Below are 26,988 nucleotides of genomic sequence, written 5' to 3' on the forward strand. Positions count from 1 at the left end.
CACCCCACCGGTCACGGCACCGGTCCCGCCCGGCACGGCCGACACCCGCACCGAGATTGGTTGAGGTACAGATGGCAACCCAGGACAAGCTTCGCGACTACCTCCAGCGGGCCACGGCCGACCTGCGGCAGGTGAAGCGCCGTCTGCGCGAAGCCGAGGCCAGGGAGCACGAGCCCATGGCGATCGTCGGCATGAGCTGCCGCTACCCCGGCGGCGTGACCTCCCCCGACCAGCTGTGGGAACTCGTGGCCGAGGGCAGGGACGGCATCACGGCCTTTCCGGTCAACCGCGGCTGGGACGTGGAGGGACTGTACGACCCCGAACCCGCCACGCCCGGACACACGTACGCCCGCGAGGGCGGCTTCCTCCACGAGGCGGACCTGTTCGACGCCGACTTCTTCAGGATGAGCCCCAAGGACGCCCGCGAGACCGACCCCCAGCAGCGCCTGCTGCTGGAGACGTCATGGGAGGCCCTGGAACACGCCGGAGTGGACCCGCTCTCCCTCAAGGGCTCCCTCACGGGCGTGTTCGCCGGCGTCGTCTACCACGACTACGCCACCGACGGCGGCACCGGCGGCCTGGCCAGCGTCGCCTCCGGCCGCGTCTCCTACACCCTCGGTCTCCAGGGACCGGCCGTCACCGTCGACACGGCCTGCTCCTCCTCCCTCGTCGCCCTCGACTGGGCGGTCAAGTCGCTGCGCACCGGCGAGTGCGACCTCGCCCTGGCCGGCGGCGTCACGGTGATGGCCACACCCACCTCCTTCGTGGGCTTCAGCCAGGAGCGCGGACTCGCACCCGACGGCCGCTGCAAATCCTTCGCGGCGGCCGCCGACGGCACGGGCTGGGGCGAAGGCGTCGGCATGCTCGTCGTGGAACGGCTCAGCGACGCCCGACGCAACGGACACCGGGTGCTCGCCGTGGTGCGGGGCAGCGCCGTCAACTCCGACGGGGCCAGCAACGGGCTCACCGCGCCCAACGGCCCGGCACAGCAACGGCTCATCCACCAGGCCCTCGCAGCCGCCCAGCTCACCGCCGACCAGGTCGACGCGGTGGAGGCCCACGGGACCGGGACCACCCTGGGCGATCCGATCGAGGCGCAGGCCCTGCTCGCCACGTACGGCCGGGGCCGCCCCGCGGACCAGCCGCTGTACCTGGGCTCGATCAAGTCGAACATCGGGCACGCCCAGGCCGCCGCGGGTGTCGGCGGAATCATCAAGATGGTGATGGCCATGCGCCACGGCATCCTGCCCCGCACCCTCCATGTGGACGGCCCGACGCCGAACGTCGACTGGTCCACGGGCAACATCTCCCTGCTCACCGACGCCATCGCCTGGCCCGACCTCGGACGCCCGCGACGCGCGGCCGTCTCGGCGTTCGGGCTCAGCGGGACCAACGCCCACGTCATCATCGAGGAGGCGCCGGCGGCCGAGGACATCGAACAACCGGCCCCGCCCACCGTGACGTCCTCGCTGATCCCGCTGCCGTTCTCCGCCAAGTCCCCCGACGCCCTCAAGGCACAGGCGGAGCGTCTGCTCGCCCGTGTGGCGGCGCATCCGGAGGAGTCGTTGGTGGACATCGGCTTCTCGTTGGGCACGACGCGTGCGGTGCTGGACCACCGTGCGGTGGTGCTGTCCGCGGATCGTGGGGGTGCGGTGCGTGCGTTGTCGGACGTGGTGGCGGGTCGGGAGTGTGCGGATGTCGTGGTGTCGGCGGGGCCGTCCTCGGCCGAGGGGCTGACGGCGTTTCTGTTCACGGGTCAGGGTGCGCAGCGGCTGGGGATGGGGCGGGAGTTGTATGGGGCGTTTCCGGTGTTCGCGGAGGCGTTCGACGCGGTGGTGGGGGAGTTGGATGCGCGGTTGGGCGTGAGTCTGCGTGAGGTGGTGTGGGGTGAGGACGCGGAGCTGCTGAACGGGACGATGTTTGCCCAGGCGGGCTTGTTCGCGGTGGAGTCTGCTCTGTTCCGGTTGGTGGAGTCGTGGGGTGTGCGGGCGGATGTGGTGGCGGGGCACTCGATCGGTGAGGTGACGGCCGCGTATGTGGCGGGTGTGCTGTCGCTGGGGGATGCGGCTGAGTTGGTGGTGGCGCGTGGCCGGTTGATGCAGGCGCTGCCGGTGGGTGGGGTGATGGTGGCGGTGGCTGCTTCGGAGGCGGAGGTGGTTCCGTTGCTGGGTGCTGAGGTGGGTCTTGCGGCGGTGAACGGTCCGTCGGCGGTGGTGGTGTCGGGTGCGGGGAAGGAGACGCTGGCGGTCGCGGAGCACTTCGCGGGGCTGGGGCGTCGGACGAAGCGGCTGAGTGTGTCGCACGCCTTCCACTCGCCGCTCATGGAACCCATGCTCGACGCCTTCCGGGAGGTCGCCGCCCGGATGACGTACCACGCGCCCCGGCTGCCCGTCGTCTCCAACGTGACGGGCCGGCTCGCCGGTCCCGACGAACTGACCTCGGCCGACTACTGGGTCCGCCACGTCCGCGAAGCGGTCCGCTTCCACGACGGCGTACGCGCCCTGCACGCGGAAGGGGCCCGTGTACTCATCGAGATCGGGCCGGACGCGGCACTCACTCCCATGGCGGCCGACTGCCTGCCGCCCGCCGACGGCACCCTGTGCGTCCCCGTCCTGCGCCGCGCACGCGACGAGGAGCACACCCTGGTCACCGCCCTGTCCCACGCACACGCGCACGGCAGCGCGGTCGACTGGAACGCCTTCTTCGAGGGCCGGGGCGCCCACCGCGTCCCCCTTCCCACCTACCCCTTCCAGCGCCGCAGTCACTGGCTGGAGCACCCCGGGCCCCAGGACGCCACCGACCGGACCGCGGACCCGGCCGGAGCCGCCTTCTGGGAGGCCGTCGACCGGGAGGACGTCACGGCCCTCGCCGCCCGGCTCTCGGTCACCGAGAACGCACTCGGCGAGGTCCTGCCCGCGATGGCCCGCTGGCGGCGCCTCCACCAGGAGCGGGCCGCGGTCGACGACCTCCGCTACCGCGTCGTCTGGCAGCCCGTCACCGCACCGCCCGCCCACGCCACCGGCCTCGACGACCCCTGGCTCGTCGCCGTCGCCGAAGGACAGGCCGACACCCCCACGGTCACCGCCGTCCTGGCCGCCCTCATCGACCGCGGTGCCTCCCCGCACGTCATCGAATCGGTCCCCGGCCGGAGCCGAGCCGACCTGACCGCCAGGCTCGCCGCGCAGCCCGCCGCCGGCGTCCTGTCGCTGCTCGCCCTCGACGACCGCCCCGAACCCGCACACCCCCATCTCACCCGAGGCCTCACGGCCACCGTCACCCTCGTACAGGCCCTCGCGGACATCCCGGACGCCCCCAGGCTCTGGTGCGCCACGCAGTCCGCCGTCGCCACCTCCCGCTCCACCGAGCTGACCGCAACGGAGCAGGCCCCCTTGTGGGGCCTCGGCGGTGGCCTCGCCCTCGACCACCCCGACACCTGGGGCGGCATCGCCGACCTCCCCGCCGAACCGGGCCCGGCCGACCTGCACCGCCTCTGCGACGTGCTCTCGGGCGCGACCGGCGAGGACGCGGTGGCCCTGCGCACCGACGGCATCCTCGCCCGCCGCCTGGTCCGCGCCCCGCTGGGCGACCGCACCCCGGTCCGGGCCCGCCCGTCGAACGGCACCGCCCTGATCACCGGCGGTACCGGGGGTCTCGGAGCCCACGTGGCCCGGATGCTCGCCGCCGACGGCGTCCCGCACCTGCTGCTCCTCAGCCGGCACGGCGACGCGGCCGACGGTGCGCGCGAACTGGCAGCCGAACTGGAGGCGTCCGGCTCCCGGGTGACCCTCGCCGCCTGCGACGTCACCGACCGCGCCGCGCTGGCCCGGGTCCTCGACGCCGTCCCCGACGAACTGCCGCTGACCACCGTCGTGCACGCGGCCGGCGCCATGCAGCGCATGGCACCGCTCACCGACCTGACCGAGGACGAGTTCGCGGCCGTCGGCCACGCGAAGGTCACCGGGGCCCTGCACCTCGACGATCTGCTGGGCGACCGGCCCCTCGACGCCTTCGTGCTCTTCTCCTCCGGCGCCGCCGTCTGGGGCAGTGCCGGGCAGGCCGCCTACGCCGCCGCCAACGCCCACCTCGACGCCCTCGCCCACCGCCGCCGCGCACGCGGGCTCACCGCCACCTCCGTGGCCTGGAGCTCCTGGCAGGGCGGCATGGTCGACGCCGAACTCGCCGCCGTGATGGAACGCATCGGCGCCCCCGCCATGGACCCCCGCCTCGCCGTGGCCGCCCTGAAGCAGGCCCTGGAGCACGACGAGAGCCACCTCGTCGTCGCCGAGTTCGACTGGTCCCGCTTCGCCCCCACGTTCACGCTCGCCCGGCCCCGCCCCCTGCTCGACGCCCTCGACGACGTACGCCGGATCCTGTCCGCCGAGCCCGACGCGGCGGCCTCGGACACGGACGCTCTGATGGCACGGCTCGCCGGCCTCTCCGCCGCCGAGCGCGGCCGCGCACTGCTCGACCTCGTACGTACCCGCGTCGCGACCCTGCTGGGCTACGACGCCGCCTCCGCACTCGACCCGCAACGCGCGTTCGAGGACCTCGGCTTCGACTCCGTCGCAGCCGTGGAGCTCCGCCAGGCCCTGACCGCCGCCACGGGTGCCCAACTGCCCGCCACGCTGATCTTCGACTACGCCACGCCCACAGCACTCGCCGACCACCTGCACACCCGGCTCTTCCCGGACGTCGACGACACCGCCACGCCGGTCCTCGCGGAGGTCGACCGGTTCGAGGAACTGGTCGGGGCGCTGGACATCGAGGAGATCCGCAGCAGCCGCATCACCTCACGGCTGCAGGCACTCCTCGACACACTGACCACCCTCCAGAGCGGCGAAACGGGGGTGGCCGCCGTGCGGGACTCGCTCGACGAGGCCTCCGCCGACGACGTCCTCGCCTTCATCGACCAGGAACTCGGCCTCGCCTGACACGGGCACGCTGCCGTCATCTGACCCCAAAGGACCCGGTGAGACCGATATGGCCAACGACGAGAAGATCCTCGACTACCTCAAAAAGGTGACCGCCGACCTGCACCGCACCCGGCGCCGCCTGCAGGACGCCGAGGCCGCCGCGCAGGAACCCATCGCGATCGTGGGCATGGGCTGCCGCTTCCCCGGCGGGGTGACCACCCCCGAAGACCTGTGGCAACTGGTGGCAGAGGGCCGCGACGCCGTATCGGGCATGCCGGACGACCGCGGCTGGGACCTCGACCAGCTCATGGGCGAGGACGCCTCGCAGCCGGGAACCAGCTACGTGCACCAAGGCGGATTCCTCGAAGGCGCGGGCGACTTCGACGCCGGGTTCTTCGGGATCAGCCCCATGGAGGCGGAGGCCACCGACCCGCAGCAGCGCCTCAGCCTCGAAGTCGCCTGGGAAGCCTTCGAGCGGGCCGGTATCGACCCGGAGTCCCTGCGCGGCGGCCGCGTCGGCGTCTACATGGGCTCCGGCATCCAGGACTACGGCGACTTCCCCGAAGGCGTACCGGAGGCGGTCGAGGCCTACATGGCCACGGCACGGGCCGCCTCCGTCATCTCCGGCCGCATCTCGTACGCCCTCGGCCTCGAAGGACCCTCCTTCACTGTCGACACCGCCTGCTCGTCGTCGCTCGTCGCCCTCCACCTCGCCGCCCAGGCGCTGCGCCAGGACGAATGCGGCCTCGCCCTGGCCGGCGGAGTCATGGTCATGTCGACAGCTGCGCCGTTCGTCGCCTTCAGCAAGCAGCGCGGCCTCGCACCCGACGGGCGGTGCAAGGCGTTCTCCGACAGCGCCGACGGCACCGGCTGGTCCGAGGGCGCCGGCATCGTCCTGCTGGAGCGTCTCTCCGACGCCCGCCGCAACGGGCACCCCGTCCTCGCCGTCATCCGCGGCTCGGCCATCAACTCCGACGGAGCCTCCAACGGCCTCACCGCCCCCAGCGGCCCGTCCCAGCAGCGCGTCATCCGCCAGGCCCTCGCCAACGCACGTGTACCCGGCGCCCACGTCGACGCCGTCGAGGCGCACGGCACCGGCACCACGCTCGGCGACCCGATCGAGGCGCAGGCCCTGCTCGCCACGTACGGCCAGGACCGCACCGCCGAACAGCCGCTGAGACTGGGATCGTTCAAGGCCAACATCGGCCACGCCCAGGCGGCGGCGGGCGTCGGCGGCGTCATCAAGATGGTCATGGCCCTGCGCAACGGTCTGCTGCCCAGAACCCTGCACGTCGAGCAGCCCTCCACCCACGTCGACTGGACCGCCGGCCACGTCAGCCTGCTCACCGAGGCCGAGCCCTGGACACGTCACGGCCACCCGCGCACCGCAGGCGTCTCCGCGTTCGGACTCAGCGGCACCAACGTCCACGTGATCCTCCAGGAGGCACCGGAGCCGGAACCGGAACCGGCAGAGGCACCCGACGCGAAGAGCGCGGAGCCGGCCGCGGACGGCCGGACGCTCCCCTTCGACACTCCCGTCACCCCCTTCCCCGTCTCGGGACGCAGCGCCTCGGGCCTGCGAGCCCAGGCGGAGCGGCTGGCCGCCTTCGTACGGGACGAAGCCGGCGCCACCGCCCGTCCCCGGGACATCGGGCACGCCCTGATCGCCACCCGCACCGCGTTCGAACACCGCGCCGTCGTCCTCGACACCGGGGACCCCGCGGGCACGGACGGCAGCGAATCCGCCCTCCTCCTCGCCGGCCTGGACGCCCTCGCGGCCGACGCCAAGGCACCCCACGTGGTGCGGGGCACCGCCACCGGGCCCGCCCAGGTCGCGTTCGTCTTCCCCGGCCAGGGCTCCCAGTGGGTCGGCATGGCCGTGGAACTCCTCGCGTCCTCCCCGGTGTTCGCCGACCGGATGCGCGAGTGCGCCGACGCGCTGGCCCCCTTCACCGACTGGGACCTCCTCGACGTGGTCCACCAGCGCCCGGGCGCACCCACCTTGGAGGAGGTCGACGTCGTCCAGCCGGTCCTGTGGGCCGTCATGGTCTCCCTCGCCGGCCTCTGGCGCGCGTGCGGCGTGGAGCCCGCCGCCGTCGTCGGCCACTCGCAGGGAGAGATCGCCGCCGCCTGCGTCGCCGGTGCCCTCTCACTGGAGGACGGCGCGCGAGTCGTCGCACTCCGCAGCAGGATCATCCGCCAGGACCTCGCCGGACGCGGCGGCATGATGTCGGTCGCACTGCCCTCCGCGGAGGCCGAGTCGGTGATGCGCGGCTGGGGCGACCGGCTCCAGATCGCTGTGGTCAACAGCCCCGCCTCCACCGTCGTCTGCGGCGAGAAGGAAGCCCTCGACGAGCTCTACACCCACCTGGAGGCCCAGGGCGTGCAGGCCCGCCGGATACCGGTGGACTACGCCTCCCACTCGGTGTTCGTCGAAGAGATCCGCGACCGCCTCCTCGCGGAGATAGCCGAGGTGAAACCCCGCCCGTCCACCACGACCTTCTACTCCACGGTGACCGGCGGCCCGCTCGACACGACTGCGCTCGACGCCGGCTACTGGTACGAGAACCTGCGCCGCACCGTGCGCTTCGAGGACACCACCCGGGCCATGCTCGACGACGGGTTCACCCTCTTCGTGGAGGCGAGCCCGCACCCGGGCCTCTTCATCGCACTCGGTGAGACGATCGCCACGACACCGGCCGGTGCCACCGCCGTCGGATCGCTGCGCCGAAACAGCGGAGACCCCGCCCGGTTCGCGCTGTCGCTGGCCGAGGCCTACGTACACGGTGCCCCCGTCGACTGGAGCCTCTTCCACGACGCCGCGCCCACGGCCCGGGTGGAGCTCCCGACGTACGCCTTCCAGCGCGAGCGCTACTGGGTCACCGCACCCACCGGCGCCGGCGACGTGCTCACCGCCGGTCTCGAACCGGCCGGCCACCCGCTGCTCGGCGCACGGGTGTCGGCTCCCGACACGGACGCGCTCAGCCTGACGGGTCGCCTGTCCCTCGGCACACACCCGTGGCTCGGCGACCACCGCGTGGGCGACTCCGTGTTCTTCCCCGGCACCGGACACGTGGAACTCGTCGGCTGTGCCGGTGACCGGGCCGGCTGCCCGGTCATCGACGAACTGACGCTGGAGGCCCCTCTGACCGTCCCCGAGCGGGGCGGTGTGGCGGTACGCGTCACGGTCGGCACAGCCGGCTCCGACGGCAGGCGCCCGGTGACCGTGCACGCCCGCACGGACGACGGCGACCAGCCGTGGACACGGCACGCGACCGGCATCCTCGCGCCGGAACCCCCGACTCCGGGAGGGAGCGGATCCGAGGACGCGGCCTGGGCCTCGGCGCAGTGGCCGCCGGCAGGAGCGGAGCCCGTGGATCTGGACGGCTTCTACGCCAACATGGCGGAGGAGGGACTGCGGTACGGCCCCGTCTTCCGGGGACTGAACGCCGCATGGCGCGCCGACGGCGACATCTACGCCGAGGCCGCCCTGCCCACCGGCACGCCCGCGACCGACTTCCGGCTCCACCCGGCCCTCCTCGACGCGGCGCTGCACGGGGTGGCGTTGTCGGGTGCGGTGGGTGAGGGGGCTGCGCTGCCGTTCGCGTGGTCGGGTGTGTCGCTGGGCGCGGTGGGCGCGTCGACGGTGCGGGTCCGGGTGTCGGTGGTGGGTGAGGGCCGGGTGTCGGTGGTGCTGGCCGATGCCGGTGGCGGGGTCGTGGCATCGGTCGATTCGCTCGTGCTGCGTTCGGTGGGCGGGGAACGGCGCGCGGTGGCGGAGTCGGGCGTGGCGGGGTCCCTGTTCGGGGTGGAGTGGCCCGAGGCGGCGCTGCCGGACGCGGGAGCCGTAGACGGTGTCTCGGTGGGGCGCTGGGCCGATGTGAGGGGGACTTCGGGCGCCGTACCGGACGTGGTGGTGTACGAGTCGCCGCGCGCCGGCGAGGTGGACGCAGGCGCTGCGGACGCTGTGCGGGACGCGGTGTGCGAGGCGCTGGAAGTGGTTCAGGAGTGGCTGGGCGACGAGCGCTTCGCCGACGCTCGACTGGTGGTGCGGACGGCGGGTGCGGTCGCGCTGCCGGGCGAAGGCCTGCTGGACGTGGCCGGTGCCGCGGTGTGGGGTTTGGTGCGCTCGGCGCAGTCCGAGAACCCGGGGCGTGTGGTGCTGCTGGACGTTGACTCGGATGACGTGACCGAGCACGCCGCGCGGGTGGCCGCCATGGGCGAGTCGCAGGTGGTCGTGCGTGAGGACCGTGCCCACGTGGGCCGGCTGATGCGTGCGGCACAGCAGGCCGATGAGACCGCCCACGTGGAGTTCGATGCGGCGGGGACGGTGTTGCTGACGGGTGGTACGGGGACGTTGGGCCGGGTGTTCGCGCGTCATCTGGTGGTGGAGCGTGGGGTGCGGCGATTGGTGCTGACGAGCCGTCGTGGTGGTGCGGTCGAGGGTGTGGGGGATCTGGTCGAGGAGTTGGCGGGCTGGGGTGCGGAGGTGGTGGTCGAGGCGTGCGATGTAGCTGACCGGGCTGCTGTGGCCCGGGTGTTGGGGTCGGTTCCGGTGGACCGGCCGTTGGTGGGTGTGGTGCATCTGGCGGGTGTGCTGGATGACGGGGTGATCGGTTCGTTGACGGCGGAGCGGGTGGGTGCGGTGTTGCGTCCGAAGGTGGACGCGGCGCTGAACCTGCATGAGCTGACGCGTGACATGGACCTTGCCGCGTTCGTCCTCTTCTCCTCCGTGGCCGGTACCTTCGGCAACGCGGGCCAGGGCAGTTACGCGGCGGCCAACGCGTTCCTGGACGCGTTCGCCACGTACCGCAGAGCGGAAGGACTCCCCGCCCACTCACTCGCCTGGGGCTTCTGGGACGAGGCCAGCGGGATGACCGGGAAGCTGTCCGGGGCCGAACGCTCCCGCATCTCGTCCGTCGGCGGCGTCTTCCCGATCGCCTCGGACCGAGGCGTGGCCCTCTTCGACGCAGCCCTGCGGATGGACCGCCCCGTGGTGGTCCCGGTGCAGCTCGACCTCGCCGCCGTACGGGCCCAGGGCGCCGCCGGCCGTGAGCTCTTCCGCACCCTGGTCCCGGTGGTCACGCGGCGCAAGGCCCTCGGCCAGGCCGAGGCGAACGGCCTTCAGCAGCGACTCGCTCGCCTCGCCGAGCCCGAGCGCGAATCCGCCGTGCTGGAGGTCGTCCTCGCACAGGTCGCCTCCGTCCTCGGCTACAGCTCGCTCCAGGCCGTCGAGCCGGAGAAGGCGTTCAAGGACCTCGGCTTCGACTCCCTGCGGGCGGTGGAGTTCCGTAACGCGCTGGCAGAAGCCACTGCGCTCCGTCTCCCCGCGACCGTCGTCTTCGACTACCCCACCCCCCTGGCTCTGGCCCGCCACCTGCTGGGCGAGGTGTCCGGCGCCGACGCCCCCGCGACGGCGGCCCTCACCACGGTGCGCCCGAACCCCGCCACGCACGCCGACGACCCGATCGCCATCGTGGGCATGGCTTGCCGCTACCCGGGGAACATCGGTTCGCCCGAGGACCTCTGGCAGGCCGTGATCGAGGGCGCCGACCTCATCTCCGACTTCCCGACCGACCGGGGCTGGGACCTGCGGAAGATCTACGACCCGGAGGGCGTACGACCCGACACCAGCTACGTCGCCCGCGGCGGGTTCCTCGACGACGCTCCTGGATTCGATCCGGCGTTCTTCGGCATCAGTCCGAACGAGGCCCTGATCATGGATCCGCAGCAGCGGCTGCTGTTGGAGGCATCCTGGGAGGTGTTCGAGCGAGCCGGCATTGACCCGCTCTCCCTCAAGGAGAGCCGGACCGGTGTGTTCGCCGGGATGATGTACCACGACTACGCCCACAACGCGAGCACGGGCGGCATCGCCTCCGGCCGGATCTCCTACGTACTCGGCCTCGAAGGCCCGTCGATGACAGTGGACACCGCGTGCTCGTCGTCGCTGGTGAGCCTCCACCTCGCGATCCAGGCGCTGCGCTCCGGTGAGTGCACCCTCGCGCTGGCGGGCGGCGTGGCCGTCATGTCGGAGCCCGAGGTGTTCGTGGAGTTCAGCCGGCAGCGGGGGTTGGCGAAGGACGGCCGGTGCAAGTCGTTCGCGGGTGCTGCGGATGGTGCGGCGTGGTCGGAGGGTGTCGGTGTTCTGCTGGTCGAGCGGTTGTCTGACGCCCGGCGGCTGGGGCACGAGGTCCTGGCCGTGGTGCGGGGCAGTGCGGTGAATCAGGATGGTGCGAGTAATGGGCTGACGGCTCCGAATGGTCCGTCGCAGCAGCGGGTGATTCGTGCGGCGTTGGCTGATGCGCAGATTTCGTCGGATCAGGTGGATCTGGTGGAGGCGCACGGGACGGGGACCCGGTTGGGTGATCCGATCGAGGCGCAGGCGTTGTTGGCGACGTATGGGCAGGGTCGTGCGGAGGGTGATCCGTTGTGGTTGGGCTCGCTGAAGTCGAACCTGGGCCACGCCCAGGCGGCTGCGGGTGTGGGTGGGGTGATCAAGGCGGTGCAGGCGATTCGGCATGGGGTGTTGCCGAGGACGTTGCATGTGGATGTGCCGACGCCGCATGTGGACTGGGACGCGGGTGCGGTGGAGTTGTTGACGGAGTCGCGGGTGTGGCCGGTGCGGGATCGTCCGCGTCGGGTGGGTGTGTCGTCGTTCGGTCTGAGTGGGACGAATGCGCATGTGATTGTGGAGCAGGCTCCGGTGGTGGAGGAGCCGGGGTCGGAATCTGTGGTGGAGGTTCCGGTGGTGCCGGTGGTGTTGTCGGCGCGGAGTGAGGCGGGGTTGTCGGCGCAGGCCGGGAAGCTGCTGGAGCAGTTGGGGGAGTCCTCTTCCGCGTTGTTGGATGTGGGTTTTTCGTCGGTGGTGTCGCGTGCGGTGCTGGAGCATCGTGCGGTGGTTGCGGTCGCTGACCGTGAGGAGTTGGTGCGGGGTCTGACCGCGTTGGCCGGGGGTGAGCTGTCACCTTCGGTGGTACGGGGGGCTGCGCGGCCGGCGGGTGCTACGGCGTTCCTGTTCACGGGGCAGGGTGCGCAACGACTCGGGATGGGCCGGGAGTTGTATGAGGCCTATCCGGTGTTCGCGGAGGCCTTTGACGCGGTGGTGGGGGAGTTGGATGGCCGGCTGGGGCGGTCGTTGCGTGAGGTGGTGTGGGGTGAGGATGCGGATCTGCTGAACGGGACGATGTTCGCTCAGGCGGGGTTGTTCGCGGTGGAGACGGCGTTGTTCCGGTTGGTGGAGTCGTGGGGGGTGCGTCCGGACTTCCTGGTGGGGCATTCGGTGGGTGAGATTGCGGCCGCGCATGTGTCCGGGGCGTTGTCCCTGGCCGATGCGGCTGAGTTGGTGGTGGCGCGTGGTCGGTTGATGCAGGCGTTGCCTTCTGGTGGGTCGATGGTGGCGGTGGAGGCGATGGAGGCTGAGGTGCTTCCGTTGTTGAACGGTGAGGTGGGGATCGCTGCGGTCAACGGTCCGCGTTCGGTGGTGGTCTCGGGTGCGGAGGTGGCGGTTGCTGATCTGGTGGGGAAGTTTGCCGGTCAGGGGCGTCGTACGAGTGTGCTGCGGGTGTCGCACGCCTTCCACTCGCCGCTGATGGAGCCGATGCTTTCCGACTTCGGTGCGGTGGTCGCCGAGTTGTCGTTCGGCGCCCCGTCGATTCCGGTGGTGTCGGGTGTGTCGGGGGATCTGGCGTCGGGTTGGGGTTCGGCGGAGTACTGGGTGCGGCATGTGCGTGAGGCGGTCCGCTTCGCGGACGCGGTGTCGTTCGTTGCGTCGCGGGGTGTGACGTCGTTCGTCGAGATCGGTCCTGATGGTGTGCTGAGTGGGATGGCGCAGCAGTCGGTGGAGGCGGAGTCGGCGGTCTTCGTTCCGCTGGTGCGCAAGGGGCGTCCGGAGGTCGCCTCCACCGTGATGGCGTTGGGGCAGCTGCACGTGAGTGGCACTTCGGTGGACTGGGCGCGGTTCTTCGAGGGTTCGGGTGCCCGCCGCGTCGATCTGCCCACCTACGCCTTCCAGCACCAGAACTACTGGATCGTCGGCGAGCAGCACGGCGCCGACCTTGAGTCGATCGGGCAGGAGCCGGCCGGCCACCCCCTGCTGAGTGCGGTCGTCACCTCGCCCGACGCCGACAGCGTGATCCTGACCGGTCGCCTGTCCAACGGCACCCAGCTCTGGCTGGCCGATCACGCGGTCGGTGACGCCGCACTCTTCCCCGGCACGGGCTTCGTGGAACTGGCACTCAGAGCAGCGGACGAGGTCGGGTACGCCGGGCTGGAGGAGCTGACGCTGGAGGCGCCGCTGGTGCTCCCGGAACATGGAGGCGTCGCCCTCCAGGTTGTCGTCGGCCCCTCCGACGACTCCGACCGACGAACCGTGACCGTGCACTCGCGAGGCGAGGCGACGGATCTGCCCTGGGTGCGCCATGCCACGGGTTCGCTCATTGCTGCCGTTGATGCACCCGGAGCCACGGACGTTGCCTGGGCCTCCGGGCAGTGGCCGCCGGCCGGTGCCGAACCGGTGGATCTGGACGGGTTCTACGAGGGCATGGCGGAAGCGGGTCTGAGCTACGGGCCGGCCTTCCGCGGGCTGAGGGAGGCCTGGCGGACCGATGGGCACGTCTTCGCCGAGGTGGGTCTCCCCGAGGGGATCGAGCCGGGCACCTATGCCCTGCACCCCGCGCTTTTCGATGCGGCGTTGCACGGGGTGGCGTTGTCGGGTGCGGTGGGCGAGAGGGCTGCGCTGCCGTTCGCGTGGTCGGGTGTGTCGCTGGGCGCGGTGGGCGCGACCGTGGCGCGGGTTCGGGTGTCGGTGGTGGGTGAGGGCCGGGTGGCCGTCGTGGTGGCCGATGCCGGTGGCGGGGTGGTGGCGTCGGTCGATTCGCTCGTGCTGCGTTCGGTGGAAGGGGAAAGGCGCGCGGCGGCCGAGTCCGGCGCGTGGGGTTCTCTGTTCGGGGTGGAGTGGCCGGAGGTGGCGTTGCCCGGCGCTGACGAGGCGGCTGAGCTGACGGTGGGGCCTTGGAGTGAGGTGGTGGGTTCGTCGGGTGTGGTGCCGGATGTGGTGGTGCTCGATTCGGTGCGCGCCGATGGGGTGGGGGTCGGCTCCGCGGCTGATGTGCGGGATGCGGTGTGTGAGGCGTTGGGGGTGGTTCAGGAGTGGCTGGGTGACGAGCGGTTCGGTAGGTCGCGCTTGGTGGTGCGGACGGCGGGTGCTGTCGCGTTGCCCGGTGAAGGCGTGAGTGATGCAGCGGGTGCGGCCGTGTGGGGTTTGGTGCGGTCGGCGCAGTCGGAGAACCCGGGTCGTGTGGTGCTGCTGGACGGTGAGCTGGGCGCACTTGCCGAAGTGACGCGGGTGGTGGCGCTGGGCGAGTCGCAGGTGGCGGTGCGCGAGGGCCGTGCGCATGTGGGCCGGCTGCAACGCGTCGTGCCGTCCGGCGGTGACAGGTCGGTCGTGGAGTTCGATGCGGCGGGGACGGTGTTGTTGACGGGTGGTACGGGGACGTTGGGTCGGGTGTTCGCGCGTCATCTGGTGGTGGAGCGTGGGGTGCGGCGGTTGGTGTTGACGAGCCGTCGTGGTGGTGCGGTCGAGGGTGTGGGGGATCTGGTCGAGGAGTTGGCGGGCTGGGGTGCGGAGGTGGTGGTCGAGGCGTGCGATGTGGCTGATCGTGAGTCGTTGGCCCGGGTGTTGGGGTCGGTTCCGGTGGACCGGCCGTTGGTGGGTGTGGTGCATCTGGCGGGTGTGCTGGATGACGGGGTGATCGGTTCGTTGACGGCGGAGCGGGTGGGTGCGGTGTTGCGTCCGAAGGTGGACGCGGCGGTGAACCTGCATGAGCTGACGCGTGACATGGACCTTGCCGCGTTCGTCCTCTTCTCCTCGGCTGCCGGGGTGATCGGCAATCCGGGCCAGGGCGGTTACGCGGCGGCCAACGCGTTCCTGGACGCGCTTGCCACGTACCGCAGAGCGGAAGGACTCCCCGCCCAGTCCCTCGCCTGGGGGCCGTGGGCGGACGGGGGCATGGCGGACAGTCTGCGGAGCGCCGACTCCCAGCGCATGCGACGGACCGGGATTCAACCCCTGTCGGCCGACGAGGGAACCGCGCTCTTCGACGCGGCCGAGACCGCAGGTGGGGCGGCACTCGTCACCATGCGGGTCGATCTCACCGGAACGGGCGCACCGGAGCCGGACGACCTGCCCGACCTGTTCCGAGGGCTGGTACGGCCCCGAGGTCAACGAGCCACCGATGCGACCGCGTCCGGCGCGGCGGCGTTCCGCCGGCGAATGGATGCCCTGACCGACGAAGAACGCGCAGATCAGGTGCTCGACCTCGTACGGGCCCACGCAGCCGCCATCCTCGGATACGCGGGTTCCTCGGCGATCGAGCCGGACCGGGCGTTCAAGGAGCTCGGGTTCGACTCGCTGGCCGCGGTGGAGTTCCGCAACGGCCTGGCCCAGGCCACAGGGCTGCGCCCGCCGGCGACGCTGGTCTTCGATTACCCGAACTCCCTTGCGCTCGCCCAGTACCTCGCGGAGGAACTGCGTCCCGACTCCCAGTCGGACGACGAGGCCGTCGGAGAGGAACGGGTCCGGCGCATTCTGCAGGGAATTCCCCTGAGCAGGCTCAGGGACGCGGGACTGATGGAAGTCCTTTTCGAGCTCGCCGGTGCCCACGACGAGCCGGTGGATCCGGCCGAGGGAACCGACGAGAACTCGCCCGAATCCATCGACTCGATGGATGCCGAGAGCCTGATCAGCATGGCACTCGACGGTGCCGGCCTTGACGACGCGACCCAGGGAATGTGAGAGCCCCGATGAGTAATTCTGACGAGAAGCTGGTCGCCGCGCTGCGGGCGTCGCTCAAGGAGAACGACCGTCTGCGGGCCCACAACAGGAAACTGTCGTCCGCGGCCCGCGAGCCCATCGCCATCGTTGCCATGAGCTGCCGTTTCCCCGGAGGTGTCGAATCACCGGAGGCTCTGTGGCAGCTGGTGAACGACGGCGTGGACGCGATATCCGAGTTCCCGGAGAACCGCGGCTGGAATGTCGGTTCTCTTTACGACCCGGAGGGAGAGCGACCGAACACCAGTTACGTGAACAAGGGGGGATTCCTCCACTCCGCAGACACGTTCGACCCGATTCCCTTCGGTATCAGCCCGAACGAGGCCCTGATCATGGATCCGCAGCAGAGGCTGCTGCTGGAATGCTCGTGGGAGGTTTTCGAGCGAGCGGGAATCGACCCCTCCACATTGAAGGGCAGCAAGACCGGCGTATTCGCCGGAATGATGTACCACGACTACGCACACAACAGCGCCACGGGTTCCATCGCGTCGGGCCGCGTCTCGTACGTCTTCGGTTTCGAGGGACCGTCGATGACGCTGGACACCGCGTGTTCGTCGTCGCTGGTGGCGTTGCACCTGGCGGCCCAGGCGCTGCGTTCGGGCGAGTGCTCGATGGCGCTGGCCGGAGGCGTGGCGGTCATGTCGACGCCTGAGGTCTTCGTCGAGTTCAGCCGACAGGGTGGCTTGTCCAAGGACGGCCGCTGCAAGTCGTTCGCAGGCTCCACCGACGGCACCAGCTGGTCGGAGGGGGCCGGCGTCCTGCTCCTGGAGAAGCTCTCCGACGCTCGCAGCAACGGCCATCCGGTCCTGGCCGTGCTGCGGGGCAGTGCGGTGAATCAGGATGGTGCGAGTAATGGGCTGACGGCTCCGAATGGTCCGTCGCAGCAGCGGGTGATTCGTGCGGCGTTGGCTGATGCGCAGATTTCGTCGGATCAGGTGGATCTGGTGGAGGCGCATGGGACCGGGACGCGGTTGGGTGATCCGATCGAGGCGCAGGCGTTGTTGGCGACGTATGGGCAGGGTCGTGCGGAGGGTGATCCGTTGTGGTTGGGGTCGTTGAAGTCGAATCTGGGTCATGCGCAGGCGGCTGCGGGTGTGGGTGGGGTGATCAAGGCGGTGCAGGCGATTCGGCATGGGGTGTTGCCGCGGACGTTGCATGTGGATGTGCCGACGCCGCAGGTGGATTGGTCGGCGGGTGCGGTGGAGTTGTTGACGGAGTCGCGGGTGTGGCCGGTGCGGGATCGTCCGCGTCGGGTGGGTGTGTCGTCGTTCGGTCTGAGTGGGACGAATGCGCATGTGATTGTGGAGCAGGCTCCGGTGGTGGAGGAGCCGGGGTCGGACTCTGTGGTGGAGCTGCCGGTGGTGCTGCCGGTGGTGCCGGTGGTGTTGTCGGCGCGGAGTGAGGCGGGGCTGTCGGCGCAGGCCGGGAAGCTGCTGGAGCAGCTGGGGGAGTCCTCTTCCGCGTTGTTGGATGTGGGTTTTTCGTCGGTGGTGTCGCGTGCGGTGCTGGAGCATCGTGCGGTGGTTGCGGTCGCTGACCGTGCGGAGCTGGTGCGGGGTCTGACCGCATTGGTTGAGGGCGGTGTCTCGTCTTCGGTGGTGCGGGGTGTGGTGCGGCCGGCGGGCAAGGTCGCGTTCCTGTTCACGGGTCAGGGTGCGCAACGACGCGGGATGGGCCGGGAGTTGTATAGGGCCTACCCAGCCTTCGCTGAAGCCTTTGACGCGGTGGTGGGGGAGTTGGATGGCCGGCTGGGGCGTTCGTTGCGTGAGGTGGTGTGGGGTGAGGACGCGGACCTGCTGAACGGGACGATGTTCGCCCAGGCCGGCCTGTTCGCGGTGGAGACCGCGTTGTTCCGGTTGGTGGAGTCGTGGGGGGTGCGTCCGGACTTCCTGGTGGGGCATTCGGTGGGTGAGATCGCGGCCGCGCACGTCTCAGGTGTGCTGTCTCTCGCCGATGCGGCTGAGTTGGTGGTGGCGCGTGGTCGGTTGATGCAGGCGTTGCCTTCAGGTGGGTCGATGGTGGCGGTGGAGGCGACGGAGACCGAGGTGCTTCCGTTGTTGAACGGTGAGGTGGGGATCGCTGCGGTCAACGGTCCGCGTTCGGTCGTGGTCTCGGGTGCGGAAGCGGCCGTGCGTGAGCTGGTCGCCACGTTCGAAGGGCAGGGCCGCAGGACGAGCGTGCTGCGGGTCTCGCACGCGTTCCATTCGCCGTTGATGGAGCCGATGCTTTCCGACTTCGGGGCGGTGGTCGCCGGGCTGTCGTTCGGTGTTCCGTCGATTCCTGTGGTGTCGGGTGTGTCGGGGGATCTGGCGTCGGGTTGGGGTTCGGCGGAGTACTGGGTGCGGCACGTCCGTGAGGCGGTCCGGTTCGCGGATGCGGTGTCGTTCGTTGCGTCGCGGGGTGTGACGTCGTTCGTCGAGATCGGTCCTGATGGTGTGCTGAGTGGGATGGCGCAGCAGTCGGTGGAGGCGGAGGCGGCGGTCTTCGTTCCGTTGGTGCGCAAGGGGCGTCCGGAGGTCGCCTCCACTGTGATGGCGTTGGGCCGGCTGCACGTGAGTGGCACTTCGGTGGACTGGGCGCGGTTCTTCGAGGGTTCGGGTGCCCGCCGCGTCGATCTGCCCACCTACGCCTTCCAGCGCGAGCGGTACTGGATGGAAACGGAGCAGGGCGGCAACGACCCCGGCTCCTTCGGCTTGGGTACGACCGGACACCCGCTTCTCGGTGCGGCAGTCGCTCTGGCGGAGGCCGACGAGGTGGTGCTCACCGGAAGGCTCTCCGTCGCGAACCAGACCTGGATCGCCGATCACGGAGTGTTGGGGAGCGTTCTCCTGCCCGGCACAGCCTTCGTCGAGCTCGCCGTCAGAGCAGGTGACGAGGTCGGCTGCGACCTCTTGGAGGAGCTGACGCTCCAAGCGCCGCTCGTGCTGCCCGAACAGGGTGGCGTCGCGATCCAGGTGGCGGTCGGCGCAGCAGATGGCACGGGCCGGCGTTCGGTCGGCGTGTACTCACGAGCCGACGGTGCCGATCACGGCCCGTGGACGCGCCATGCCGAAGGCATCCTCGCGGCGGGTGCCAAGACCCCGGCCACGGACCTGACCGCGTGGCCACCGAAGGGCGCCACGGCGATCAGCGTGGAGGGGGCCTACGAGCTCCTTGCGCACCGCGGCTACGGCTACGGGCCGGTGTTCCAGGGCCTCAAGGCCGCCTGGACATCAGGGGAGGAGCTGTACGCGGAGGTCGCCCTGCCCGACTCGGCGCACGACGACGCCCAGCGCTTCGGCCTGCACCCCGCTCTGCTCGATGCCGCCATGCACGTGGCGCTCCTCGATGACGGTTCACGGACGGACGAATCGACCGTTCTGCCCTTCGCCTGGACCGACGTCGCTCTTCATGCGGCAGGGGCATCGGCCCTCCGCGTACGGATTGCGCCGGCCGGGCAGGACAGCGTGTCGGTCCTGGTGGCCGACGGGTCCGGGCACCCCGTACTCAGCGTCGGCGCACTCGTCTCTCGTCCGGTGTCGGTGGAGCAGTTGGCTGTTGGGTCGGGTGTGGGTGGTGGGTTGCATGAGGTGGTGTGGCGGCCGTTGGTGGCGGCTGGGGTTGCTGGTGGTGATGTGCCGGTGTCGAGGGTGTTTGAGGTGCCGGTTCCGGTGGTGGGTGTGGATCCGGTGGTGGGTGTGCGGTCGGTGTTGGGTGGGGTGTTGGAGGCGGTTCAGGGGTGGTTGGGGGCTGATGAGGCGGGTCGGTTGGTGGTGGTGACGCGGGGTGCGGTGGCGGTTGCGGGGGATGTGGGTGTGGATGTGTGTCAGGCGCCGGTGTGGGGGTTGGTGCGGGCGGCTGAGGCGGAGAATCCGGGTCGGTTCGTGTTGGTGGATGTGGATGCGGGGGGTGGTTCGTTCGCGGATGTGGCGGGTGTGGTGTTGGGGTCGGGTGAGCCGGAGGTCGCGGTGCGTGGGGGCGAGGTTCTGGTTCCGCGTCTGGTTGAGGTGTCTGTTGGTGGGGGTGGGGTGCCGGTGGATGTGGGGGACGGTGTGGTGTTGGTGACGGGTGGTACGGGTGGTTTGGGTGGGTTGGTGGCGCGGCATTTGGTGGAGGTGTATGGGGTGCGTCGTTTGGTGTTGGCGGGGCGTCGTGGTCCGGGGGCTCCTGGGGTTGATGAGTTGTGTGGTGTGTTGCGTGGGTTGGGTGCGGAGGTGTCGGTGGTGGCGTGTGATATGTCGGACCGGTCTGCGGTGGTGGGTCTGGTGGAGGGTGTGGGTGCTGGTCTGGTGGGTGTGGTGCATGCGGCGGGTGCGGGTGACAACGGTTTGGTGGGGTCGATGGATGGGGCCCGGTTGGATCGGGTGTTGGGTGCGAAGGCGGATGGTGCTTGGTATGTGCATGAGTTGACGCGTGAGCGGGATCTTGCGTTCTTCGTGATGTTTTCGTCGGCGGGTGGTTCGGTGCTGGCTGCGGGTCAGGCGAACTATGCGGCGGCGAATGTGTTCCTGGACGCGTTGGCGGTGCAGCGGCGGTCGGAGGGTTTGCCGGCCACCTCCCTCGCCTACGGGTTGTGGGCGGGTGCGGGGATGGGCGAGTGGTTGGGTGAGGCGGATCTGGAGCGGATGAGGCGTCAAGGGCTGCCGGCGTTGGAGCCGGAGCAGGGTCTGGCGCTGTTCGACGCGGGTCTGGCGTCGGGGCGGCCCGCGCTGCTCCCGCTGCCGATCGACGTCAACGCGCTGCGCGCCCGTACCGACACGATCCCGGCACTCCTCCGCGACCTCGTCCCCACCACCCGACGACCTGCTGCACGCGCAGTGGCGGGGGCCGGGGACGGGCAGGAACTCCTGCGCAGCCTGGCCGGACTCGATGCCGACGAGCGCGCCCGCAAGGTGCTGGAGATGGTCCGCGGTCGCGTGGCCAAGGTGCTGGGGCACGCATCGGCGCAGGCCATTGAGGCGGACCGGCCGTTCCAGGAGCTGGGCTTCGATTCGCTCAGCGCAGTGGAGCTCCGCAACGAACTGAACCTGACGACCGGGCTCCGGCTTCCCGCCACGCTGGTCTTCGACTACCCGACCTCACGTGCCGTGGCAGGGCACATCGACGGGGAGCTCGACGGAAGCGGGGCGCGGCAGGCGGAGCTGCCCGGCAGCAGCCCTGCCGTGCGTGACCTGGACGACGACGAGCCGATCGTCATCGTGGGCATGGCGTGCCGTTACCCGGGCGGAGTGACCTCCCCCGATGACCTGTGGGATCTGGTCGCCGACGGCCGTGACGCGGTTTCCGGGTTCCCGCTCGACCGCGGCTGGGACATCGAAGGCGTGTACGACCCGGAGCCGGGAGTGCCGGGCAAGACCTACGCCAATGAGGGCGGCTTCCTCTACGAGGCCGGTGACTTCGATCCGGCGTTCTTCGGCATCAGTCCGAACGAGGCCCTGATCATGGATCCGCAGCAGCGGCTGCTGCTGGAGGCGTCGTGGGAGGTATTCGAACGTGCGGCCATCGATCCCCGGTCCCTGAAGGGGACCAGGACGGGAGTCTTCGCGGGCCTGATGTACCACGACTACGGCCAGGGAACGGAGGCCGCCGCGACCACGGGAGGCAGCCTGGTGTCAGGTCGGATCTCCTACACGCTGGGACTCGAAGGGCCTTCCCTGACGGTCGATACGGCGTGCTCGTCGTCGCTGGTGGCGTTGCACCTGGCGGCTCAGGCGCTGCGTTCGGGCGAGTGCTCGATGGCGCTGGCGGGCGGTGTGGCCGTCATGTCCACGCCGGACATGTTCGTGGAGTTCAGCCGGCAGCGCGGGTTGGCGAAGGACGGGCGGTGCAAGTCGTTCGCGGGTGCTGCGGATGGTGCGGCGTGGTCGGAGGGTGTCGGTGTTCTGCTGGTCGAGCGGTTGTCTGACGCCCGGCGGCTGGGGCACGAGGTCCTGGCCGTGGTGCGGGGCAGTGCGGTGAATCAGGACGGCGCGAGCAACGGCATGACGGCTCCGAACGGTCCGTCGCAGCAGCGCGTGATTCGTGCGGCACTGGAGAACGCCGGCCTCTCCTACTCCGATGTCGATCTGGTGGAGGCGCATGGGACGGGGACCCGGTTGGGTGATCCGATCGAGGCGCAGGCGTTGTTGGCGACGTATGGGCAGGGGCGCCCGGAGGGTGATCCGTTGTGGTTGGGGTCGTTGAAGTCGAATCTGGGTCATGCGCAGGCGGCTGCGGGTGTGGGTGGGGTGATCAAGGCGGTGCAGGCGATTCGGCATGGTGTGTTGCCGAGGACGTTGCATGTGGATGTGCCGACGCCGCAGGTGGATTGGTCGGCGGGTGCGGTGGAGTTGTTGACGGAGTCGCGGGTGTGGCCGGTGCGGGATCGTCCGCGTCGGGTGGGTGTGTCGTCGTTCGGTCTGAGTGGGACGAATGCGCATGTGATCGTGGAGCAGGCTCCGGTGGTGGAGGAGCCGGAGCGGGTCGCTGTCCTTGAACTGCCGGTGGTGCCGGTGGTGTTGTCGGCGCGGAGTGAGGCGGGGTTGTCCGCCCAGGCGGCGAAGCTGCTGGAGCAGTTGGGTGAGTTGGGGGAGTCCTCGTCTTCGTTGTTGGATGTGGGTTTTTCGTCGGTGGTGTCGCGTGCGGTGCTGGAGCATCGTGCGGTGGTCGCGGTCGCTGACCGTGAGGAGCTGGTGCGGGGTCTGACCGCGTTGGCCGGGGGCGGGGTTGCGGCTTCGGTGGTGCGGGGAGTGGTGCGGCCGGCGGGCAAGGTCGCGTTCCTGTTCACGGGGCAGGGTGCGCAACGACTCGGGATGGGCCGGGAGTTGTATGAGGCGTATCCGGTGTTCGCGGAGGCCTTCGACGCGGTGCTGGCGGAGTTGGATGGCCGGCTGGGGCGGTCGTTGCGTGAGGTGGTGTGGGGTGAGGACGCGGACCTGCTGAACGGGACGATGTTCGCTCAGGCTGGCCTGTTCGCGGTGGAGACTGCCCTGTTCCGGTTGGTGGAGTCGTGGGGGGTGCGTCCGGACTTCCTGGTGGGGCATTCCGTGGGTGAGATCGCGGCCGCCCATGTGTCCGGCATCCTCTCGCTGAGTGACGCTGCCGAACTGGTCGTGAGCCGTGGTCGGTTGATGCAGGCGTTGCCTTCTGGTGGGTCGATGGTGGCGGTGGAGGCGACGGAGGCCGAGGTGCTTCCGCTGCTGAACGACGGGGTAGCCGTGGCTGCCGTGAACGGTCCGCGTTCCGTGGTCGTGTCGGGTGCGGAAGCTGCCGTGCGTGAGCTGGTCGCCACGTTCGAGGCGCAGGGCCGCAGGACGAGCACGCTGCGGGTCTCGCATGCCTTCCATTCGCCGCTGATGGAGCCGATGCTTTCCGACTTCGGGGCGGTGGTCGCCGGGTTGTCGTTCGGCGTCCCGTCGATTCCGGTGGTGTCGAACGTGACAGGTGGGCTGTCGCAGGAGGTCGCGACGCCCTCGTACTGGGTGCGGCATGTGCGGGAGGCCGTGCGCTTCTCCGACGCGGTCCGCTTCCTGGAGGGTGAGGGAGTCACCTCGTTCGTCGAGGTGGGTCCTGATGGTGTGCTGAGTGGGATGGCGCAGCAGTCCGTGGAGGCGGAGTCGGCGGTCTTCGTTCCGTTGGTGCGCAAGGGGCGTCCGGAGGTCGCCTCCACTGTGTTGGCGTTGGGGCAGCTGCACGTGAGTGGCACTTCGGTGGAGTGGGCGCGGTTCTTCGAGGGTTCGGGTGCTCGTCGTGTTGATCTGCCGACGTATGCCTTTCAGCGTGAGCGGTTTTGGTTGGAGTGTGTGGGTGGTGGGGATGCGGGTGGTTTGGGGCAGGTGGTGGTTGATCATCCGGTGTTGGGTGCGTCGGTGGAGTTGCCGGATTCGGGTGGTGTGGTGTTGACGGGGCGGTTGTCGGTGGAGGGGATGGGGTGGTTGGCGGATCATGTGGTGTTGGGGTCGGTGTTGTTGCCGGGGGCGGCGTTTGTGGAGTTGGTGGTGCGGGCTGGGGATGAGGTGGGTTGTGGGGTGGTGGAGGAGTTGACGTTGCGGGCGCCGTTGGTTGTTCCGGAGCGTGGTGGTGTGGCGTTGCGGGTGGTGGTGGGTGGTTTGGACGAGGTGGGTTCTCGTTCGGTGCGGGTGCATTCGCGTCGGGAGGGTGCGGGTTCGGGTGCGGGGTGGGTGTTGCATGCGGATGGTGTGGTGGGTGCGGGTGAGTCCGTGCCGGCCTTCGACCTCACCGAATGGCCCCCGCCCGGCGCGACCCCGGTGGAGACGGCCGACATGTACGACACCCTGGCCGAGCGTGGTTACGACTACGGCCCCGTCTTCCAAGGTCTCAAGGCTGCCTGGATCGCCGGGGAGCACATTTTCGCCGAGGTTGAACTCGACGAGTCCGTACATGCGGATGCCAAGCGGTTCGGGCTGCATCCGGCGCTTCTCGACTCCACCATGCATGCCCTCGGCCTCCAGCCTGCCGATTCCGGATCCGGCGCCACGGAGGACGATCGCCCCGCACTCCCCTTCTTCTGGGAGGGCGTTCGTCTGTTTGCCTCAGGGGCGACCGCCTTGCGCGTACGCCTCACAGGATCCGGCGCCGACACCGTCTCCCTGGCCATGGCCGACACAGCCGGAGAACCGGTGCTGTCCGTCGCTGGGCTGACGCTTCGTCCGGTGTCGGTGGAGCAGTTGGCTGTTGGGTCGGGTGTGGGTGGTGGGTTGCATGAGGTGGTGTGGCGGCCGTTGGTGGCGGCTGGGGTTGCTGGTGGTGATGTGCCGGTGTCGAGGGTGTTTGAGGTGCCGGTGCCGGTGGTGGGTGTGGATCCGGTGGTGGGTGTGCGGTCGGTGTTGGGTGGGGTGTTGGAGGCGGTTCAGGGCTGGTTGAGGGCTGATGAGGCGGGTCGGTTGGTGGTGGTGACGCGGGGTGCGGTGGCTGTCGGTGCGGGTGTGGGTGTGGGTGTGGATGTGTGTCAGGCGCCGGTGTGGGGGTTGGTGCGGGCGGCTGAGGCGGAGAATCCGGGTCGGTTCGTGTTGGTGGATGTGGATGTGGATGCGGGGGGTGGTTCGTTCGCGGATGTGGCGGGTGTGGTGTTGGGGTCGGGTGAGCCGGAGGTCGCGGTGCGTGGGGGTGAGGTCCTGGTTCCGCGTTTGGTTGAGGTGTCTGTTGGTGGGGGTGGGGTGCCGGTGGATGTGGGGGATGGTGTGGTGTTGGTGACGGGTGGTACGGGTGGTTTGGGTGGGTTGGTGGCGCGGCATTTGGTGGAGGTGTATGGGGTGCGTCGTTTGGTGTTGGCGGGGCGTCGTGGTCCGGGGGCTCCTGGGGTTGATGAGTTGTGTGGTGTGTTGCGTGGGTTGGGTGCGGAGGTGTCGGTGGTGGCGTGTGATATGTCGGACCGGTCTGCGGTGGTGGGTCTGGTGGAGGGTGTGGGTGCTGGTCTGGTGGGTGTGGTGCATGCGGCGGGTGCGGGTGACAACGGTTTGGTGGGGTCGATGGATGGGGCCCGGTTGGATCGGGTGTTGGGTGCGAAGGCGGATGGTGCTTGGTATGTGCATGAGTTGACGCGTGAGCGGGATCTTGCGTTCTTCGTGATGTTCTCGTCGGCGGGTGGTTCGGTGCTGGCTGCGGGTCAGGGGAACTATGCGGCGGCGAATGTGTTCCTGGACGCGTTGGCGGTGCAGCGGCGGTCGGAGGGTTTGCCGGCCACCTCCCTCGCCTACGGGTTGTGGGCGGGTGCGGGGATGGGCGAGTGGTTGGGTGAGGCGGATCTGGAGCGGATGAGGCGTCAGGGGCTGCCGGCGTTGGAGCCGGAGCAGGGTCTGGCGCTGTTCGACGCGGGTCTGGCGTCGGGGCTGCCCGCGCTGCTCCCGCTGCCGATCGACGTCAACGCGCTGCGCGCCCGTACCGACACCATCCCCGCACTCCTCCGCGACCTCGTCCCCACCACCCGACGGCGCAGCACGGTCTCCAGGGCCGACGCGACGGCTCTGCGGCAGCGATTCGCACAGGCCGATGAGGCCGGGCAGGAGGCCCTCCTCAGGACGCTCGTCATGGAGCGGGCGTCCGCCCTCCTCGGCCACAGCAGCGCGGACGCCCTCGACGCGGAACGTGACTTCCTGGAGGCAGGGTTCGACTCGCTGAGTGCGATGGAACTCCGAAACGCTCTGATGAAGGACACCGGGCTGAGGCTGCCTCCCATGGTGGTCTTCGACAGCAAGAGCCCGGCTGAGCTCGCCCGGCTGCTGCGCACCGATCTTCTGGCGGCAGGCTCCCTTGTGACCGGTGGCACCGAAGAACTGCGTGAACCAGTGGGGTCGTCCGAGGAGTTCGGCGGAACGGGGAGCGCGTCCGTCACCGGTGGGGCCGAGGCTCCTTCGGCCGGCAGGCCGCCCGAGACGCTCCGCGACCTGTTCCATGCCGCAGTCGTCTCCGGCCGCGCGGACAAGGGCTTCGCGCTCCTCCAGGCGGCCGCCGACGTGCGGCCGGGCTTCGGCTCGGTGGACGAGATCGACCGGCTCCCCGCCGCGGTCCGTCTCGCGGACGCCGCCGAGGGGCCGCATCTCATCTGCCTCAGCACACCCATGGCCACCGGCGGTGTCCACCAGCACGCGCGGCTCGTGTCCCACTTCGGAGGCAGGCACAAGATATCCGCACTGCCTGTTCCCGGATTCCTCGCAGGTGAGAGCTTGCCCACGTCCTCCGACGCGGCCGTCCAGGCACTCGCCCGGAGTGTGCTGGACACGGCCGACGGGAAACCGTTCGTGCTGCTCGGCTACTCGTCCGGAGGCACCCTCGCCTATGCCACGGCCGGACACCTGGAACGGGAATGCGGGGTGCGCCCGGCAGGCGTCATCCTGCTGGACACGTTCAAGGTGCACGACGGCGGCAGCGACGGCGTCCCCCTCGACGGCCTGGCACTCGGCATGTTCGACAAGGAAGCGGTTTTCGGCCGGTTCGACAGCAGCAGGCTCTCCGCGATGGGCCGCTGGGTGGAACTGGTCCCGCAACTCCCGCTCACCCCGGTCGAGGCTCCGGTGCTCTTCGTCCAGTGCACCCAGTCCTTCGTCCCGGACGGGGACGACGCGTCCCCCGACCTGCTCAACGGCCGCGCCGAGCCCTGGGAGGACGCCCACACCCTGCGTACCGTCCGCGCCAACCACTTCACCCTCGTCGAGGACCGTGCCGAACAGACCGCGCAGGTCATCGACGAATGGCTGGCATCGCACGGAACGGCGGACGGCGGCGGAGCGGCCGAATGACCGGACCGGCGCAAGACGGACCGGACCCCATCGA

The 26,988-nt window shown here is 70.1% G+C and carries 3 protein-coding genes; all 3 read left to right on the forward strand.

The features are described from left to right. Nucleotides 1-56: 56 nt before the first annotated feature. A complete protein-coding gene (locus OG446_RS27070) occupies nt 57-4,931 on the forward strand; it encodes a type I polyketide synthase (RefSeq protein WP_443050234.1) in 4,875 nt (1,624 codons plus the stop codon). Between the two features lie 88 nt (nt 4,932-5,019). Beyond that, complete coding sequence (locus OG446_RS27075; RefSeq protein ID WP_443050286.1) at nt 5,020-15,705, forward strand: SDR family NAD(P)-dependent oxidoreductase; 10,686 nt, start codon at nt 5,020-5,022, stop codon at nt 15,703-15,705. Continuing rightward, nucleotides 15,702-26,954, forward strand: a complete 11,253-nt coding sequence (locus OG446_RS27080) for an SDR family NAD(P)-dependent oxidoreductase (RefSeq protein WP_443050235.1) — start codon at nt 15,702-15,704, stop codon at nt 26,952-26,954. The genes OG446_RS27075 and OG446_RS27080 overlap by 4 nt, the downstream gene beginning before the upstream one ends. Nucleotides 26,955-26,988 lie beyond the last annotated feature (34 nt).

This window comes from Streptomyces sp. NBC_00236, from assembly GCF_036195045.1.
Classification (GTDB): Bacteria; Actinomycetota; Actinomycetes; order Streptomycetales; family Streptomycetaceae; genus Streptomyces.